The 16607-nt window shown below is 71.7% G+C and carries 17 protein-coding genes; 4 read left to right on the top strand and 13 right to left on the bottom strand.

Annotation, left to right across the window (positions count from 1 at the left end; translation table 11 throughout):
- Positions 1-127: 127 nt before the first annotated feature.
- Complete coding sequence (locus tag O7609_RS12635; protein ID WP_269736857.1) at positions 128-865, top strand: TetR/AcrR family transcriptional regulator; 738 nt, start codon at positions 128-130, stop codon at positions 863-865.
- Between the two features lie 71 nt (positions 866-936).
- Positions 937-1263 (top strand): DUF4873 domain-containing protein, encoded by a 327-nt coding sequence (locus tag O7609_RS12630; protein WP_269743593.1) that lies wholly within the window; start codon positions 937-939, stop codon positions 1261-1263.
- 48 nt (positions 1264-1311) lie between these two features.
- Here O7609_RS12630 and O7609_RS12625 read toward each other — a convergent pair whose 3' ends face one another.
- The 5 genes from O7609_RS12625 to O7609_RS12605 form a co-directional block, all read right to left on the bottom strand.
- The gene (locus tag O7609_RS12625; RefSeq protein ID WP_269736859.1) at positions 1312-2088 is read right to left on the bottom strand and encodes a class E sortase; all 777 of its coding nucleotides are present in this window, start codon (positions 2086-2088) and stop codon (positions 1312-1314) included.
- A 47-nt stretch (positions 2089-2135) separates the two neighbouring features.
- The gene (locus O7609_RS12620) at positions 2136-3419 is read right to left on the bottom strand and encodes a class E sortase (protein ID WP_269743592.1); all 1284 of its coding nucleotides are present in this window, start codon (positions 3417-3419) and stop codon (positions 2136-2138) included.
- Positions 3416-4045 carry an aminodeoxychorismate/anthranilate synthase component II gene (locus O7609_RS12615; protein WP_269736861.1) on the bottom strand — a complete coding sequence of 210 codons (630 nt, stop codon included), beginning with the start codon at positions 4043-4045 and terminating at the stop codon, positions 3416-3418. The genes O7609_RS12620 and O7609_RS12615 overlap by 4 nt, the downstream gene beginning before the upstream one ends.
- Before the next feature lie 32 nt (positions 4046-4077).
- Positions 4078-4239, bottom strand: coding sequence for a hypothetical protein (locus O7609_RS12610; RefSeq protein ID WP_269736862.1), 162 nt, complete (start codon positions 4237-4239; stop codon positions 4078-4080).
- Positions 4240-4350: 111 nt separating this feature from the next.
- On the bottom strand, positions 4351-5085 hold the full coding sequence (locus O7609_RS12605) for a DUF881 domain-containing protein (protein WP_269737293.1): 735 nt from the start codon (positions 5083-5085) through the stop codon (positions 4351-4353).
- A gap of 235 nt (positions 5086-5320) precedes the next feature.
- Between O7609_RS12605 and crgA the strand changes: the two genes are divergently transcribed.
- Positions 5321-5581 carry a cell division protein CrgA gene (gene crgA, locus O7609_RS12600; RefSeq protein ID WP_269736863.1) on the top strand — a complete coding sequence of 87 codons (261 nt, stop codon included), beginning with the start codon at positions 5321-5323 and terminating at the stop codon, positions 5579-5581.
- 228 nt (positions 5582-5809) lie between these two features.
- Here crgA and O7609_RS12595 read toward each other — a convergent pair whose 3' ends face one another.
- On the bottom strand, positions 5810-6703 hold the full coding sequence (locus O7609_RS12595) for a rhomboid family intramembrane serine protease (RefSeq protein WP_269736864.1): 894 nt from the start codon (positions 6701-6703) through the stop codon (positions 5810-5812).
- Positions 6704-6862: 159 nt separating this feature from the next.
- On the bottom strand, positions 6863-7390 hold the full coding sequence (locus O7609_RS12590; protein ID WP_269736865.1) for a peptidylprolyl isomerase: 528 nt from the start codon (positions 7388-7390) through the stop codon (positions 6863-6865).
- Between the two features lie 346 nt (positions 7391-7736).
- Between O7609_RS12590 and O7609_RS12585 the strand changes: the two genes are divergently transcribed.
- Complete coding sequence (locus O7609_RS12585) at positions 7737-8330, top strand: DUF5324 family protein (protein ID WP_269736866.1); 594 nt, start codon at positions 7737-7739, stop codon at positions 8328-8330.
- A 110-nt stretch (positions 8331-8440) separates the two neighbouring features.
- Here the strand turns inward: O7609_RS12585 and pknB are convergent, their stop codons facing one another.
- The 6 genes from pknB to O7609_RS12555 all read right to left on the bottom strand — a co-directional run bounded on the left by pknB (position 8441) and on the right by O7609_RS12555 (position 16361).
- Entirely contained in the window at positions 8441-10450 is a 2010-nt protein-coding gene (gene pknB / locus O7609_RS12580) for a Stk1 family PASTA domain-containing Ser/Thr kinase (RefSeq protein WP_269736867.1), read from the bottom strand.
- 175 nt (positions 10451-10625) lie between these two features.
- Positions 10626-12086 (bottom strand): peptidoglycan D,D-transpeptidase FtsI family protein, encoded by a 1461-nt coding sequence (locus tag O7609_RS12575; protein WP_269736868.1) that lies wholly within the window; start codon positions 12084-12086, stop codon positions 10626-10628.
- Complete coding sequence (locus O7609_RS12570; protein ID WP_269736869.1) at positions 12083-13480, bottom strand: FtsW/RodA/SpoVE family cell cycle protein; 1398 nt, start codon at positions 13478-13480, stop codon at positions 12083-12085. The genes O7609_RS12575 and O7609_RS12570 overlap by 4 nt, the downstream gene beginning before the upstream one ends.
- A 16-nt stretch (positions 13481-13496) precedes the next feature.
- Positions 13497-15029 carry a Stp1/IreP family PP2C-type Ser/Thr phosphatase gene (locus tag O7609_RS12565; protein WP_269743591.1) on the bottom strand — a complete coding sequence of 511 codons (1533 nt, stop codon included), beginning with the start codon at positions 15027-15029 and terminating at the stop codon, positions 13497-13499.
- 20 nt (positions 15030-15049) lie between these two features.
- Positions 15050-15562, bottom strand: a complete 513-nt coding sequence (locus O7609_RS12560; RefSeq protein ID WP_269736873.1) for an FHA domain-containing protein FhaB/FipA — start codon at positions 15560-15562, stop codon at positions 15050-15052.
- A 10-nt stretch (positions 15563-15572) separates the two neighbouring features.
- Positions 15573-16361 (bottom strand): FhaA domain-containing protein, encoded by a 789-nt coding sequence (locus O7609_RS12555; RefSeq protein WP_269743590.1) that lies wholly within the window; start codon positions 16359-16361, stop codon positions 15573-15575.
- Positions 16362-16607: the final 246 nt, after the last annotated feature.

Raw genomic sequence — 16607 nt, 5'->3', positions numbered from 1 at the left:
TCACTCCTTCGGGAGGCGGCCCCGCGCCTCCGGCCTGACGATTACCTGCTCCTTCTCAGTACCTGCTACCTCCAGTACTTGTTACCTCAAGTACCCGTTACCTGAAGTAGCATATACTTCGGGTAGCATGAGCCGCGCAAGCGTGCGAGTCAAGAGCGGAGAAGCCGTGCAGCCCGTGGACGGACGCAGGGAACGGTGGAGCACGCATCGCGCCGCGCGCCGCGAGGAGTTCGTGGACGCCGCGCTGCGGGCGCTGGCCGCCCACGGCCCCGAGCTGCGCGTCGAGCGCGTCGCCGCCGAGGCCGGCGTCAGCAAGCCGGTCCTCTACCGGCACTTCACCGACAAGGCGCACCTGCTCGCCGCCCTGCACGACCGGGTGACGGTGATGCTCATGGAGCGCCTGGAACCGGCGCTCGACCCCGCCGCCGCTCCCCGGACGCAGATCAGCGGAGCCGTCGACGCCTTCTTCTCCCTGCTTGAGGACCACCCCAACCTCTACCGGCTGGTCAGCCGGAGCGATCCCGCCGGGCCCGCGAGCGAGGGGCAGGGGGTGCGCGCGAGCAAGGAGATGGCGGCCAAGACCCTGGCCCAGATCTTCGACGAGTACCTGCACGCCTACGGCCTCGACCCCCGGGGGGCCGAGCCGCTCGCGCACTCGATCGTCGGCATGGTCCACAGCACCGCCGACTGGTGGATGCAGAAGCCCGCCCTGAGCCGGGCCGACGTCGTCGCCCACCTGAGCGACTCCGTGTGGGACTGCCTCGACGGCTATCTGCGCCGCCGCGGCGTCGTGTTGCCCCCGGACACGCCGCTGAGCCCCGACGACGTCCTCGTCGCCCGCACCGAAACCACCGCCGGTCCGTGAGCCGGCCGGCGCGCACCGCGAACCGACAGGTGAGGAGCCCGTGATGCCCGGAACCCCGACCGAGCCCCCCCGTGACCGAGCCCGGCTCCGAAGGCCAGGACGAGGGCTACCAGGGGCCCGCCACGCTGCTCGCGGCCGACGGCGAGCTGGCCGTCACCGTGCGGCTGCGGGGCCACTTCCAGCCCATCGACGGCCACTACCGCTGGTACGGCCGGATCACGGCCGACCCTGAGGTGACCGAGCTGCTCGGGGGCCGCAAGGCGGCCGTCACGCTCAGCACTCCGCAGGGGCGGGCCGCCGGCGAGGCGGCCGACCCCGACCTGTGGGGCCGCTACCGGGTGACGGGGACGGGCATGCCGCCCTTCCGCACCGACTCGACCCGTCCCGCGGCCGGCTGACCGCGCGGAGGGCCGGGCGGGGGCCGGGCGGAGGGCCGGTCACCCCGCTCAGCTCCCGGCGAGCTCCTGCGGCGGCGTGCGCTGCTCGTCCACGGGCTCGGTGCGCTCCAGCTCGGCCCACACGACGTAGCGGTACGTCGAGGTGAACATGGGTGTGCACGTCGTCAGCGTGAGGTAGCGGCCCTTCTCCGAACGGCCCGAACCCTGCGGGACGTCGGCGAGGACGCCCACGTCGTACTTCGAGGTCTCCGGCAGCTTCGCGAAGACCGTGTAGACGTACCAGGTGTCCTTGGTCTCGAAGACGACCGCGTCACCCTCGTCCATCTTGTGGATGTTGTGGAACTTGGCGCCGTGCCCGTCCCGGTGCGCGGCGAGCGAGAAGTTCCCCGACTCGTCCCACGGCATGGCGGCCTCGACGGGCTTCTCGTAGTACCCGGCGATGCCCCGGTTGAGCTTGTCCGGATCGGTACCGGGCATGACGAGGATGTCGTCGCCGCTCATCGTCGGCGCGTGCAGGAAGCCGATGCCGTCGCGCGGGTCGAAACCGACCGGTTCGGCGTCCTCCCCCGCGTCCTCGCCGCGCTCCTCCTGCGCCGCCCACTGGTCGCGCAGCTCCGAACTCTCCTGGGCCGCCTGACGGTCCGCCACGACGTTCGTCCACCACAGGGAGTAGGCGACGAACAGGGCGAGCACGAGCCCGGCGGTGATGAGCAGCTCGCCGACGACGCTCACGGCCGCGGCGACGCGCCCCCGGGGGCGTCGTGGCGGTGCCGGCCGAGGCGGGTCCTCGGCGGTCTCCGCCTCGTCGTGCTCGGTCAGTGCCACGTGTCCCACCGTCTCGTCCGCTCGCTCGTGCGCCCTCGGGCCGGTCGTCAGAGGAGCGCGTCCGGCTTCCCCTCGCTCCGCGGGCGCTCCTCGACCATATTCCCCCAGACGATGAGACGGTACTTCGAGGTGAACTCGGGCGTGCAGGTGGTCAGCGTCACGTAGCGCCCCGGCTCGGTGAAGCCGGACTGCACCGGGACGGGGGAGACGACGTCCACGTTCGCCGGTGGGGTCGAGGGCAGCCTGCTCGTCATCTCGTAGACGTAGTAGGTGTCGGCCGTCTCGACGATGATCGCGTCACCGGGTTCGAGGCGGTTGATGTAGCGGAACGGCTCGCCGTGGGTGTTGCGGTGCCCGGCCACCGCGAAGTTGCCCTGCTCGTCCCACGGCATCGCCGTCTTCAGCCCGGACTTCGCGTCGTAGTGCCCGACCAGGCCCTTGTCCAGGACGCTGTCCTTGTCGATGCCCTCGGCCACGGGGACGGCCACGTCGAGCTTGGGGATGTACATGATGGCGAAGCCCTCGCCCGGCTCGAAGGCGTCCGGGCGGCGCGCCTCGTCCTCGGACCGCCACTTCTCCTCCAGCCGGTTCGCCGCCCGCTCGGTCTGGAAGCCGGCCTGGATGTTCGTCCACCACAGCTGGTAGACGACGAAGAGGAGGAGCAGCATGCCGCAGGTGATGAACACCTCCCCCACGCCCCGGCTGACCACGACGGCCGTCTGCTCGCGCCGGGCCCGCGCGGCCTCGGCCGCGGCCCGGCGCCGGGCGACCCGGCCCTCGGCCGCTGTCCCGGACGCGGCGCGCGCCCGCGGCCGCGCCCGACGCAGCGCCACCGTCTCCGGGTCCGGCCGCGCGGCCTCCGGCCCGGCGGCGGACGGCGCCGGGGGGCGCTCCCCGGGGGCGACGGCGGTCCCGGGCGCGGGCTCGGCCTCGGCGCGCGGCCCCGGAACCGGCTCGCCCGTCGGCCCGGCCCCGGGTGCGGACTCGTGCCCCGCCCCGGGCGCGGGCGCGGGCCGCGTCCGACGCCGGTGCCGCCCCGCGGCCCCGGGCGGCTCCTGCCCCTGCGGCCCGTAAGGGGCCGTGGGTCCGGCCGTGGGAGCTGCGTGCGGCCGGAACCACGGGGACCCGTGCGACCCGGGTGCCCCCTGCGGCGCCTGCGCCCCTTGCGGTGACTGCGGCCCGGATGCCCCGTGGTACGCCCGAGGCTGCCGCTGTCCGGGGCCCGCGGGTGCGTCCCGGCCGGGCAGGGGATCGTTGAGCGGGTCGTCGAGACGGCCGACCGCCGCCATCAGGTCCTGCGGGTCGGCGTACGGGTCCTCGGGCGTCGTCACCCGCCGACCACCGGGGCGAGGCCCCGGGAACGCTCGACGGCGCCCGGGTCACCGCACACGGTGAGCCAGTTGGCCAGGAGCCGGTGGCCCCACTCGGTGAGCACGGACTCCGGGTGGAACTGGACGCCCTCCACCGGGAGTTCCCGGTGCCGCAGGCCCATGATCACGCCCGACCCGGTGCGCGCGGTGACCTGGAGGAGGTCGGGAACGGTGGCGGGCTCGGCGGCCAGCGAGTGGTACCGGGTCGCGGTGAACGGCGAGGGCAGCCCGGCGAAGACGCCCTCGCCCTCGTGCGTGACGACCGACGTCTTGCCGTGGAGCAGCTCCGGGGCGCGGCCGACGACACCGCCGTAGGCGACGGCCATGGACTGCATGCCCAGGCACACCCCGAAGACCGGCACCCCGGTGTCGGCGCAGTGCCGCACCATGTCCACGCACACCCCGGCCTCCTCGGGCGTGCCGGGGCCGGGGGAGAGCAGGACGCCGTCGAAGCCGTCCTGGGCGTGCTCGGGTCGCACCTCGTCGTTGCGCAGGACCTCGCACTCGGCGCCGAGCTGGTAGAGGTACTGGACGAGGTTGAAGACGAAGCTGTCGTAGTTGTCCACCACGAGAATGCGTGCGTTCATCGGTCCGCGTCAGCCCTTGTCGTCGATCCGGGTCAGTTCTCGTCGACCGTCACGTCGCCGAACGGCAGCAGTGGCTCGGCCCACGGGAACACGTACTGGAAGAGGAGGAACACCGCACCGAGGACGAGCACGCCCGAGATCAGCGCCCGCACGAGGGTGTTGCCCGGCAGATGCCGCCAGATCCAGCCGTACATGCCGTGGTGCCGTCCCTTCCGTTCCCCGCCCTGTCGTCGCGCGCGCGGCGCGCCGGGGCCCGCGCGCGTCGTGCGGTCACCAGAGTACGTGGCGCCGGTGGCGCGGGGAGGTCAGTCCACGGGCTTCGCGTACTGGAGGTCGACGGTGCCCGAGTAGCCGGGGAGCGTCGTCTCGTCGTGCTCCTCGACGTCCCAGCCGAGGCCGTACGCCTTCACGTACTCCTTGTACGCGCCGATGGCCGGGGCCCGGTCGAGTGCCGCGCGCAGCTCGTCCGGGTCGCCGACGGCGGTGACCTCGTAGGGCGGCGAGTAGAGGCGGCCCTGGAGGATGAGGGTGTTGCCCACGCAGCGGACGGCGCTGGTGGAGATGAGGCGCTGGTCCATGACCTGGATGCCCTCGGCTCCCCCGGCCCACAGCGCGTTGACGACGGCCTGGAGGTCCTGCTGGTGGATGACGAGGAAGTCCGGCTCGGGCTCGGGCCAGCCGGGCACCCGGGCCGTGGCGTCGGGCGGGGCGTCGGTGAGCGTCACCGTCAGCCCCTCGCCGGATACCTCCGTGGCCTCGGCCGCCGCCTCCAGCTCCTCTGCGGCCCTGCGCTCGGCCGGGCTGCGGCCCGCGTCCCGCTCCTCGGTGAGGGTCTTGACCTCCTCGCGCAGCTCCGCGGTGGAGGACTCCAGTTTGCCGTTCTCCCGGCTCCGCTCGGCGATGAGGTCGGGCAGCCGGAGCATGGGGTCGTCGCTGCGCAGGTCGATGCCCTGGGAGGTCTCGAAGCTGACCCAGAAGAGCAGGCCGGCCAGGGCGAAGACGCACAGGCTGGCCAGCCGCAGCAGGCGGGAGCGCAGCACGCGGGCGGCGTGGCCCGGGCGCGCCGCGGTGTCCGGGCTCGCCTGTGCGGCGTGTGCGGCTGCGTCCGCCGTGGTGTCCGCCACCGTGTCCGGGGTCCGATCCGGCCCCGGGGGAGGCGTCGACGAAGAGGTCACCGTACCCTTGTCTCCTTCCACCGCCGGGAACCACTACGCTAACGGACCACAGCACATCCGTTCAGCGCGCGGTTACAGCGCATCGACAGGAGACCCCCTCGTGCCGAAGTCTCGGATTCGCAAGAAGAAGGACGGTTACACCCCGCCTGAGGCGAAGCGGTCCAACAAGATCGACCTCAGCTCCGGGCGTCGTTGGGTCGCGCCGCTCATGCTGGCGATGTTCGCGATCGGGCTGGCCTGGATCGTCGTCTTCTATCTGACCGAGGGCACGCTGCCGGTCGACCCGCTGGGCAACTGGAACATCGTGGTCGGCTTCGGCTTCATCGCCCTCGGGTTCGTCGTCTCCACCCAGTGGAAGTAGCCTCCGGCGCCGCGGCGCCCGCCGGGGTTATCCACAGGCTGTCCACAGGGCTGGGAAAAGTTCAGACGATCTGTGGATAACCCGCATCGGGTTGACGCCGTTCCGGTCGCCCGGACAAGCGTTCTCCCTTGATCTCGCACGGAAACGTACCTGTGTGCGACTCGCCGGGCGTCATGCACAAGATCGGCTACCGCCTGTGGATAACTGCCCGCCCGGAGGCGTCGAAGCTCAGCCGAGCAGGACCGACGTCCGCACCAGGCAGACGATCACCAGGCCGGCGAGGAGCACCGCGGCCGTACCCCACTGCACCAGTGCCCGCCCCTTGCGCGGCGCGTGGATGAGCGCGTAGGCGAACGCCGCGCCGACGACCAGCCCGCCCAGGTGCGCCTCCCAGGCGATCCGCAGCCCCGGTACGAAACCGATCACCAGATTGATCGCCAGCAGGACGAGGATCGGCCGCATGTCGTAGTTCAGCCGACGCATCAGCACCGCCGTCGCACCGAACAGCCCGAAGACCGCGCCCGAGGCGCCCAGCGAGGGCTGGTTCTGCGCCGCGAGCACGTACGACACCGCGCTGCCGGCCAGCGCGGACAGCAGGTACAGGGCGACGTAGCGCACCCGGCCGAGCGCCGCCTCCAGCGGCGGCCCGAGGAACCACAGCGCCATCATGTTCACGCCGATGTGCCAGAACTGGTCGTGCAGGAACGCCGACGTCAGCAGCCGGTACCACTCGCCGTCGGCGACGCCGACGATCTCCGGCGCCTCCCGCCCGCCCAGCGCGTAGCCGATCATCTCCAGGTCGTCGACGAACGCCGGGCCCAGGGCGAGGGCCAGGAGGAAGACGGCGGCGTTGACCCCGAGCAGCACCTTGGTGACGAGCCGGGTGTCCTGGACCACCGCGCCGCCCGCCAGCGTCCGCGGCCGCACCGCGGGCCCCGAGCCGCCGGGGCCGGTGCCGCGGACGCAGTCCGGGCACTGGTAGCCCACGGCGGCGGCGATCATGCACTCCGGGCAGATCGGCCGGTCGCATCGGGTGCAGCTGATGCCCGTCTCCCGGCCCGGGTGCCGGTAACACCCCGGCAGGGTGTGCTGGGGCCCCAGCCCGCCCTGCTGGTGTTCCATCGTGTCGCCCTTTCGCTCCCGCGCCTGCCGCGACGCGACGCCCCGACGGCGCGTCGCGTACGGCGGCTCAGCCGTGTGAACCGCTCCACCTGTACGACGGACGGCCGGAGCGGAGCGTTCCCGCGCGGCGGCTCTCGGTTCGGCCGCCGCGGGGGCGGTTCAGCGGCGCTCGATGACGACCGACTCGATCACGACGTCCTGGACCGGACGGTCGGTGCGCGGGTTGGTCTGGGTGGCGGCGATCTCGTCGACGACCTTCTTGCCGGCCTCGCCGGTGACCTCGCCGAAGATCGTGTGCTTGCCCGTCAGCCAGCTCGTCGCCGAGACGGTGATGAAGAACTGCGAGCCGTTCGTGCCCGGGCCGGCGTTGGCCATGGCCAGCAGGTACGGCTTGGTGAAGGCCAGGTCCGGGTGGATCTCGTCCCGGAACTCGTAGCCAGGGCCGCCGGTGCCGTTGCCCAGCGGGTCACCGCCCTGGATCATGAACCCGCTGATCACGCGGTGGAAGACGGTGCCGTCGTAGAGCTTGTCCGTCGACTTCTTGCCCGTCTGCGGGTGCGTCCACTCCCGGTCGCCCTGGGCGAGCTCCACGAAGTTCTTGACCGTCTCCGGCGCGTGGTTGGGGAAGAGCTCGACCTCGATGTCGCCGTGGTTCGTCTTCAGGGTGGCGTAGAGCTTCTCGGCCACGATCTACCTTCCATAGTCCTTACTGACGGTCTCCGATCCTCCCATGGACCGCATCGGGCCGGGCCGCAGGCTCGCATCGGAGTGACGATCGGGCGAAGTCGGTCGCGCGTAGCGCCCGAATCGGCCCACCTGCGTCCGGTTCGTGGCATTGTCGCCCTCGGGTCGCTCACGACGCCCGGCGTCGAGGCATGCGCGACCGGTGCCCCGAACGCCCGCCAGCACATGCCGAACCCCATGTCCACAGGCATGATCTCGAAGCGGGCGTAAAGGCGAACAAGAGACGGGCCGACCGGGCGACGCCCACGGCCGGACCGCGTGCCACCGTTGCCACCAGGAGGAGGAACCCGTGACCCGGAAGGACAGCATGCGCGCCGCGACCGGCACCGCGAAGGAAAGCGTGCGGCATGCGGCAGAGGTGGTGGGGCCCAAGATGACCTTGGCCGCGCGCCAGGCCCAGCACACCGCCCGCGAGCAGTACGAGAGCGTGCTGGCCCCGCGGATCGCGCACGCCCGCACCACCCTGCCTCCCGCCATGGACCAGGCGGCCCAGCGCGCGATGCAGCGCAGCCGCGAGGCCGCCCAGGAGGCCGGGGAGTACGCCCGCGACTACGCGCGGGAGGCGGCCGTCCAGGCCCAGCCGCGCATCGAGGCCGCCCGCGCCGCCGCCGTCCCCGCCCGCGAGGAGGCCGCCGCCCGCTCGGCCGTCGCCGTGGCCGCCCTGCGCGGCGAGATCTCGGCCAAGGACGTCGAGCGGCTCCGGAAGAAGCGCGCCCGCCGGGCCGCCTGCGGCCGCGGGAGCAAGCGGCTGCTGATGCTGGGCCTCGTCGCCGGCGCCGCGTACGCCGCCTGGCGCTGGTGGGACCAGCAGTCCAACCCGGACTGGCTGGTCGAGCCCCCGGCCCCCACCGACGTCTCCGAGGGCGGCGAGCAGCCGGGCTGACGCCCCGGGCCGGGCCACGGCACGCCGAAGGGCCGGCGTCCCACCAACCGTGGGGCACCGGCCCTTCGCTCGTTCGCCGGCCGAGGCCGTCACCGGAGGGGGCGGCTGTTTCAGTCGTCCCTGCGGGCCTCGTCCTGGTTCGGGAAGATGCCGCCGAGCGGGTCGTCGTCCCCGTTGCCACCGTCGTCGCCCGTGGCGGGCACGGTGAAGACCTGGACGATGGAGCCCTTCGGCACCTCCTGCTCCTCCTGCGGGTTGACGCGCTGCACGGTGGCGTTGCGGTCCGGGCCGTGGAGCTGGATCTGGAACTCGGCCTCCTGCAGCTTCTTGAGCGCGGGCTGGACGCGCTCGCCGGTCACCTTCGGGATCTTCACCATCTCCTGCTTCGGCGCCTTGGCGACCGTCAGGGTGATCGTGTCGCCCTTCGGGGCCTGGGAGTTGGCGGCCGGGTCCTGCGACAGCACGGTGTTCGGCGGCTTGGAGCCGTCCTCCTTCTCCGTGACCGCGACGACGAAGCCGATGGCCTCCAGCTGCTGCCGGGCCTCGGCGAGGCTCTTGTCCGTCACCGGCGGCACCTGCCGCGTCTCGGTGCGCACGACGGAGAGCGTGATGCGCGTGCCGGGGTCGACCTTCTGACCGCTGCCCGGGTCCTGCTCGATCACCGTGCCCTCGGGCTCGGTGGAGGACGAGACGGCCTCCTGCGTCACGTTGAAGCCGGCGTCCTGGAGCTCGCTCTGGGCGTCCTCGAAGGTGTCCCCGACGACGTCGGGCACGGCCACCGGCTCCGGGCCCTCGGACATGATCAGCGTGACGGCCTCGTTGCGCTGCACCTCCGTCTCGGCCTCGGGATCGGTGCGGCAGACGGTGTCCTTCTCCTCCGCGCAGTGCTCGCTCGCGCCCTCGGTCACGGTCACGCCGGCGTTCTCGGCGCGCTGCGTGGCCTCCTCCAGGGAAAGCCCGGCCAGCTTCGGCACCGCCACGGTGTCCGAGCCGCCGCCGCCGAAGAGCGCCTTGCCGATGAAGATCGCGCCGATCAGCACGAGGATGCCCGCCGCGACGAGCAGAATCGTCGAGAGCTGGCTGCCCTTCTGCTCCCGGCGCCGGCCGCGCGGCTCGTCGTAGCCGTAGCCGCCGTCGTCCTCGCGTATCGGCGGAAGCATCGAGGTGTGGCCGCCGCCCGCGGTGCGCAGGGCCTGCGTGGGCCGGTCCTCGACCGGGGCGTGGCCGCCGTAGCCCGCGCCGTAGCCGGCCACGCCCAGCGCGGCCGTCGCGCCGACCGGCTGGCCGTCGAGGCTGGCCTCGATGTCGGCCCGCATCTCGTCGGCGCTCTGGTAGCGGTAGTCCGGGTCCTTGGCGAGCGCCTTGAGGACGATGGCGTCCTGCTCCGGGGTGACCTCGGGGTCGAAGGCGCTGGGCGGCTGCGCCTCCTCCCGAACGTGCTGGTAGGCGACGGCGACGGGGGAGTCGCCGACGAAGGGCGGGCGCACGGTCAGCAGCTCGTAGAGCAGGCAGCCGGTGGAGTAGAGGTCGCTGCGCGCGTCCACGGTCTCGCCCTTGGCCTGCTCCGGGGAGAGGTACTGGGCGGTGCCGATGACGGCGGCGGTCTGGGTCATCGTCATGCCGGAGTCGCCCATGGCGCGGGCGATGCCGAAGTCCATCACCTTGACCTGGCCGCCGCGCGTGAGCATGACGTTGGCCGGCTTGATGTCGCGGTGGACGATGCCGTTGCGGTGGCTGTACTCCAGGGCCTGGAGGATGCCGGCGGTCATCTCCAGGGCGCGCTCGGGCAGCAGCTTGCGCCCGGAGTGCAGGAGCTCGCGCAGCGTCGAGCCGTCCACGTACTCCATGACGATGTACGGGATGGAGATGCCGTCGACGTAGTCCTCGCCGGTGTCGTACACGGCGACGATGGCGGGGTGGTTCAGCGAGGCCGCGGACTGCGCCTCGCGCCGGAACCGGGCCTGGAACGTGGGGTCACGCGCGAGGTCGGCCCGCAGCGTCTTGACGGCGACGGTGCGGCCCAGACGCGTGTCGTGGGCCAGGTACACCTCGGCCATGCCGCCGCGGCCGAGCACCTGCCCCAGCTCGTACCGCCCGCCTAGGCGACGCGGCTCGTCCATATCTCCAGCCCTCTCCGTTCGTCCGGACCGCACCGGTGTGTGGTCCGGCGGCGTGCTGCTCGGCATACGGTACCCGGACGGTTGCCGAGCACCGGAACGCCGTCTGCCGCCTGGACACCCGTGCTCCACGTCACCGTTGCCACAGGAGTCACTGCCGTCACTGACGTCGCGAGGCTCACCGGCGGTTCTCCAGCACGGCCTCCATGACCGCCCGGGCGATCGGGGCCGCCTGGCCGCCGCCGGAGACCTCGTCACGCTCGGCGTTGCTGTCCTCCACCACCACGGCGACGGCGACCGGCGAGCCCGTGTCCGTCATCGCGTATGAGATGAACCACGCGTACGGCTTCTCGCTGTTCTCCACGCCACGCTGCGCGGTGCCGGTCTTGCCGCCGACGCTGACCTCGGGGAAGCCGTCGAGCTGCCCGTTGGTGCCAGTGCCCTCCTCGACCACCGTCTCCATCATCTGCTGGAGCTTCTTGGCGTTCTCCGGAGAGAGGGGCTTGCTCAGCTCCTCGGGCTCGTTCTGCTGGACGACGCTGCGCGGGCCCTCCAGGCGGTCCACCAGGTAGGGCTTCATCAGCACGCCGTCGTTGGCGATGGCCGCGGTGACCATGGCCATCTGGAGCGGGGTGGCGCGGTTGGACGCCTGCCCGATGCCGGCCATGGCGTTCTGCGGCTGGTTGTCCTCGGGGTAGACGCTTTCGGCGGCGCGGACCGGGATGTCGAGGCGGTCCTCGTTGTAGCCGAACTTCTCCGCGATCTCGATCATCTGCTCGTTGCCGAGCTCGTGGCTGATGCCGGCGAAGGTGGCGTTGCAGGACCACTGGAGGGCGACGCGCAGGGTGGCGTCGTCACAGGGCGGGTTGCCGAAGTTGCTCAGCTCCCGGCTCGACTTCGGGAGCTTGAACGGGTCCTTGATGCCCGTCGGCTCGTCGATGTCGTACTGGCCGCTCTCCAGGGCCGCGGCGGCGGTGACGACCTTGAAGGTCGAGCCCGGCGGGTACGTCTCGCGCAGGGCACGGTTGAGCATGGGCTTGTCCGGGTCCTCCTCGAGGGCGACCCAGTTCTTGCTGGCCTCCGTGGTGTTCCCCACGATCGAGTTGGGGTCGAAGGAAGGCGTGCTGGCCAGCGCGAGGACCGCGCCGGTCTGCGGGTCGATGGCGGCGACGGCGCCCTTCTTGTCGCCCAGCCCCTCGAAGGCGGCCCGCTGGGCGGCGGCGTTCAGCGTCGTGACGACGTTGCCGCCCTCCATCGGCTTGCCGGTGAGCATGTCGATGGTGCGGTTGAAGAACAGCCGGTCGTCGGTGCCGGTGAGGATCTCGTCGTGGACGCCTTCGAGGAGCGTCGCCTTGAACAGCGACGCGTTCCCGGTCACCGGCGCCCACATGGGGCCGTCCGTGTAGGAGCGCTTGAACCGGAAGTCCCGGTCGTCGGTCTCGACGGAGTCGGTGACGGCCTTGCCCTCGACGATGATGTCGCCCCGGGGGTGGGCGTAGCGCTCGATCAGCACCCGTCGGTTGGCCTCGTCCGTGCGCAGCTCCTCGGCCTGCACGAACTGTACCCAGTTGACCCGCACGAGCAGGGCCATGATGAGGATGCCGCAGAAGATCGCGATCCTGCGGAGCGGCTTGTTCACGTCCTCACCACCTGGGTCATCTCGATGTCGGGGTTGGGGGCCGGGGCCGGGGCGGGACGGCGGGCGGTGTCGCTGATCCGCAGCAGGATGGCGAACAGCGCCCAGTTCGCGATGACGGACGAGCCGCCCTGGGCGAGGAATGGCATGGTCATGCCGGTGAGCGGGATGAGCGCGGTGACGCCGCCCGCGACGACGAAGACCTGGATCGCGAACGCGCCGGACAGCCCGACGGCGAGCAGCTTGCCGAACGGGTCGCGCGCGGCCAGGGCCGTGCGGATGCCGCGCTCGATGAGCAGTCCGTAGAGCAGCAGGATGGCCATCATGCCGGTGAGGCCGAGTTCCTCGCCGACGGTGGCGAGGATGTAGTCGCTCTTGACGGCGATGCCGCCGATGAGCCGGGTGAAGCCCTCACCGAGCCCGGAGCCGAAGAGCCCGCCCGAGCCGAAGGAGTACATGACCTGGGCGGTCTCGGTGGTGCCGCCGTTGCTCCCCGGCTCCAGCGGGTTGAGCCAGTTGTGCACGCGGCCGGCGACGTGGCCGTTGAAGGAGGCGACGAACGTGGCCCCGGCCGCGGAGAGCAGCAGCCCGAAGATGATCCAGCTCGTGCGCTCGGTGGCGACGTACAGCATCACCACGAACATGCCGAAGAACAGCAGCGAGGTGCCGAGGTCGGTCTCGAAGACGAGGATGAGCAGGCTGAGCGCCCAGATGACCAGGATCGGCCCGAGGTCGCGCCCGCGGGGCAGGTAGAGGCCCATGAAGCGGCGGCTGGCCAGGGCCAGCGCGTCCCGCTTGACCATGAGGTAGCCGGCGAAGAAGACCGTGATGATGATCTTCGCGAACTCGCCGGGCTGCAGCGAGCCGACGCCGGGGATGGTCACCCAGATCTTGGCGCCGTTGACGCCGGGGAAGAACATCGGCAGCGCCAGCAGCACCAGGGCGACGGCCATGGAGATGTAGGTGTAGCGCTGCAGGATGCGGTGGTCCTTGAGGAAGACGAGCACCGCGAGGAACAGGGCGACGCCCACGGCCGACCACATGAGCTGGCCGGGCGCGGCGTTCTCCGGCTCGACGCCGGGCTCCTGGTCGAGCCGCCAGATCAGCACCAGGCCGAGCCCGTTGAGCAGGGTGCAGATCGGCAGGATGAGCGGGTCCGCGTAGGGGGCGAACTTCCGCACCAGCAGGTGGGCGACGCCGGCGAGCAGGCCGAGGCCGAGCCCGTAGCCGATCATCCCGGCCGGGAGCGTCCCGTTCTTGGCCAGCCCCACGTTGGCGTAGGCGAAGACGGGGATGACGACGGCGAAGATCAGGAGCCCCAGCTCGGTGTTGCGGCGGCTGGGGGGACCGCCCGCCGAGACCGTGCTGGTACTCCCGGTGGTGGTGTTGGCGCTCATATGGATTCGCTGCCCCTCACGGCGTCCGGCACTGCTTGGCGAGGCGCTGCTGCTCCGCCGTCAGCGAGGGTCCGGGGGCGGGGTCGTCGGCCACGGACCCGCCGCCGCCGTCACCGCCGGGCTGCGCGTCGTCGGCTTCCTGCTTGGCCTGCTCGGCGGAGGCCTTCTGCTGGGCCACGATCTCGCAGACCTCGGCCTGGTCCGCCAGCTCCGTGATCTTGTCCTCGGCCTGGCCGAGGCTGCCCATGGAGATGGTGTCCTTGACCTGGTTGCGCTGGTAGACCGGCAGGTACTTGAGTTCGATCGAGGTGTTCTTCTTGACCTCGCCCAGCTCCAGCGGGCCCAGCTTCTGGTTCAGCCCCTGGTAGAGCGCGACCTTGTCGCCCTCGGCGCCGACGTAGTACTGACCCCTGGACCACTTCCAGGCCGCGTACAGGCCGCCGCCCAGCAGGGCGAGCGCGAGCACGATGAACAGCGTCCGCTTGACCCAGCCGCCGCGTCTGCGGGGCGCTTCTCCCTCGGCCTCGGGGGGGTCCACCGGGTCGCCGAACCCGCCGGCCGGGGGCGGGGTGCCCATGGCCGGGCCGCTGCCGGGCGGGCCGAAGCCCTCCGGCGGGCCTTCGGCGGCCGACTGCTGCGGCACCGAGCGGCTGAGCGCCGCGGCGCGGGAGGCCGGGGTGGCCTGGGCGCCGGGGCCGCCGCCGATGTCGTTCTGCGTCTCGGCGACGGCGCCGACGACGACCGGGGTGTCGTTGAGCTGGCCCGCCAGGGTGTCGTTGCCGTCCACGTCGAGGACGTCGGCGACGATGACGGTGATGTTGTCCGGGCCGCCGCCGCGCAGGGCGAGCTGGATCAGCTCGTCCACCGTCTCGTGGGGGCCCTGGTAGCTGGCGAGGGTCTCCTCCATCGTCTGGTGGCTGACCACGCCGGACAGGCCGTCGGAGCAGATGAGGTAGCGGTCGCCCGCGCGCACCTCGCGGATCGAGAGGTCGGGCTCCACCCGGTCCCCGCTGCCCAGCGCGCGCATCAGCAGCGAGCGCTGCGGGTGGGTGGTGGCCTCCTCCTCGGTGATGCGGCCCTCGTCGACGAGCCGCTGCACCCAGGTGTGGTCCTGGGTGATCTGGCTGAGGACGCCGTCGCGCAGCAGGTAGGCGCGGGAGTCGCCGACGTGGACGAGGCCGAGCCGCTGCCCGGTCCACAGCAGGGCAGTGAGCGTCGTGCCCATGCCCTCCAGTTGCGGGTCCTCCTCGACCATGACGCGCAACTGGTCGTTGGCGCGCTGCACGGCCTCACCGAGCGAGGTCAGGACGTCCGAGCCCGGCACGTCCTCGTCCAGCTCCACGATCGTCGAGATCACCTCGGAGCTGGCGACCTCGCCGGCCGCCTGGCCGCCCATGCCGTCGGCGACGGCCAGCAGACGCGGCCCGGCGTAGCCGGAGTCCTCGTTGTGGTCGCGGATCATGCCGTCGTGCGATCCGGCGGCGAAACGCAGTGACAGACTCATGCGCACCTCGCCTGTCGGCTCCGGGTACATCCGCACGGTGCCCACCCTCCGGTCGTCATGTTCGTCTACTTCCGCAGCTCGATGACCGTCTTGCCGATGCGGATCGGCGCACCGGGCGGGATCGGCGTCGGCGTGGTGAGTCGGTTGCGGTCCAGGTACGTGCCGTTGGTCGAGCCGAGGTCCTCCACGATCCACTGGCCGTCGCGATCCGGGTAGATCCTGGCATGCCGGCTGGACGCGTAGTCGTCGTCCAGCACGATCGTGGAGTCGTGGGCCCGGCCGAGAGTGATCGTCTGCCCCTGGAGGGCGACGGTGGTTCCGGTGAGCGACCCCTCGGTCACCACGAGTTTCGTCGGGGCGCCCCGACGGCTGCGGCCACCTCCGCGGCCCCCGCCGGACGCCTGTTGCGGCGGCCGGGCCGGCTGGCGGTCCGGCGCGCGGCGCGGCGCGGACCCGGACCGTTGGGTGACCCGGGTGCCGAACAGATCACTTCGGATGACCTGCACGGCCACGATGACGAACAGCCACAGTACGGCGAGAAAGCCCAGCCGCATGACCGTCAGGGTCAGCTCTGACATTGCCCCCGCTTCACCCTTCGGCTTGCCGGTAAATGATCGTGGTGCTGCCCACGACGATCCGTGAGCCGTCGCGGAGCGTAGCGTGTGTGGTCCGCTGTCCGTCCACCACGATGCCGTTCGTCGAGCCGAGGTCCTGGACGACGACCGTCGGGCCGGTGCGGATCTCGCAGTGCTTGCGGGATACACCGGGGTCGTCGATCCGCACGTCGGCCTCGGTGGAGCGGCCTAGCACGAGGGTCGTCCGGGAGATCTGGTGACGGTTGCCGTTGATCTCCACCCAGCGCCGGACGTGGCCGACCGTGGGCGGGGCGCCCGGGGGCGGCGTCGACGGCATCCGCGGCGCGCCCGGGGGCCTCGGCGGGACGCCGTGCTGCGGGGCGGGGGCGCTGTACTGCGCGGGTGAGGCGGGCCCCGGCTGCGAGGAGCTGGCGGCCATCGTGCGGCTGCGGACCCGGTAGAGCCCGGTGTCCAGGTCCGTCGCCTTCTCCAGATGGACCTTGACCGAGCCCATGAAGGTGTAGCGCTGCTGCTTCGCGTAGTCCCGCACCATGCCCGCCAGCTCGTCGCCGAGCTGCGCGGAGTAGGGGGAGAGCCGGTCGTGGTCGGGGGCGCTGAGCTCCACGATGAAGTCGTTCGGGACGACCGTCCGCTCGCGGTTCCAGATCGTCGCGTTGTTGTCGCACTCGCGCTGGAGGGCGCCGGCGATCTCGACGGGCTGCACTTCGGACTTGAACACCTTGGCGAAGGTGCCGTTGACGAGGCCTTCGAGACGCTGCTCGAAGCGTTTCAGAACTCCCACGGTGCACCTCCTTCCCACGTTCCGGCGTTCTCGTGCGTCCGTCCAGGGTGCAACAACCGGTACTGCTTACTGATCGTATCCACGCGCGAGGGAAAGAGCTGGTTCCGCTTCCCGCTCCGCCGCGTGGGTGTCACCTCTCACACGGATCGTAGAGGTGACTTCCGCCCAGTGTCCCCCACCCGGCGGTGCCGTGGGGGCGGTCGCAAGGGATGTGAGGGCACCCTCGGCAGCGTGCTAGTCTTCTGG

This window comes from Streptomyces sp. WMMC1477, assembly GCF_027460245.1.
Classification (GTDB): domain Bacteria; phylum Actinomycetota; class Actinomycetes; order Streptomycetales; family Streptomycetaceae; genus Streptomyces.
Note: the sequence above shows the minus strand (reverse complement) of the source record. Positions and strands in the feature narration are given on the sequence as shown.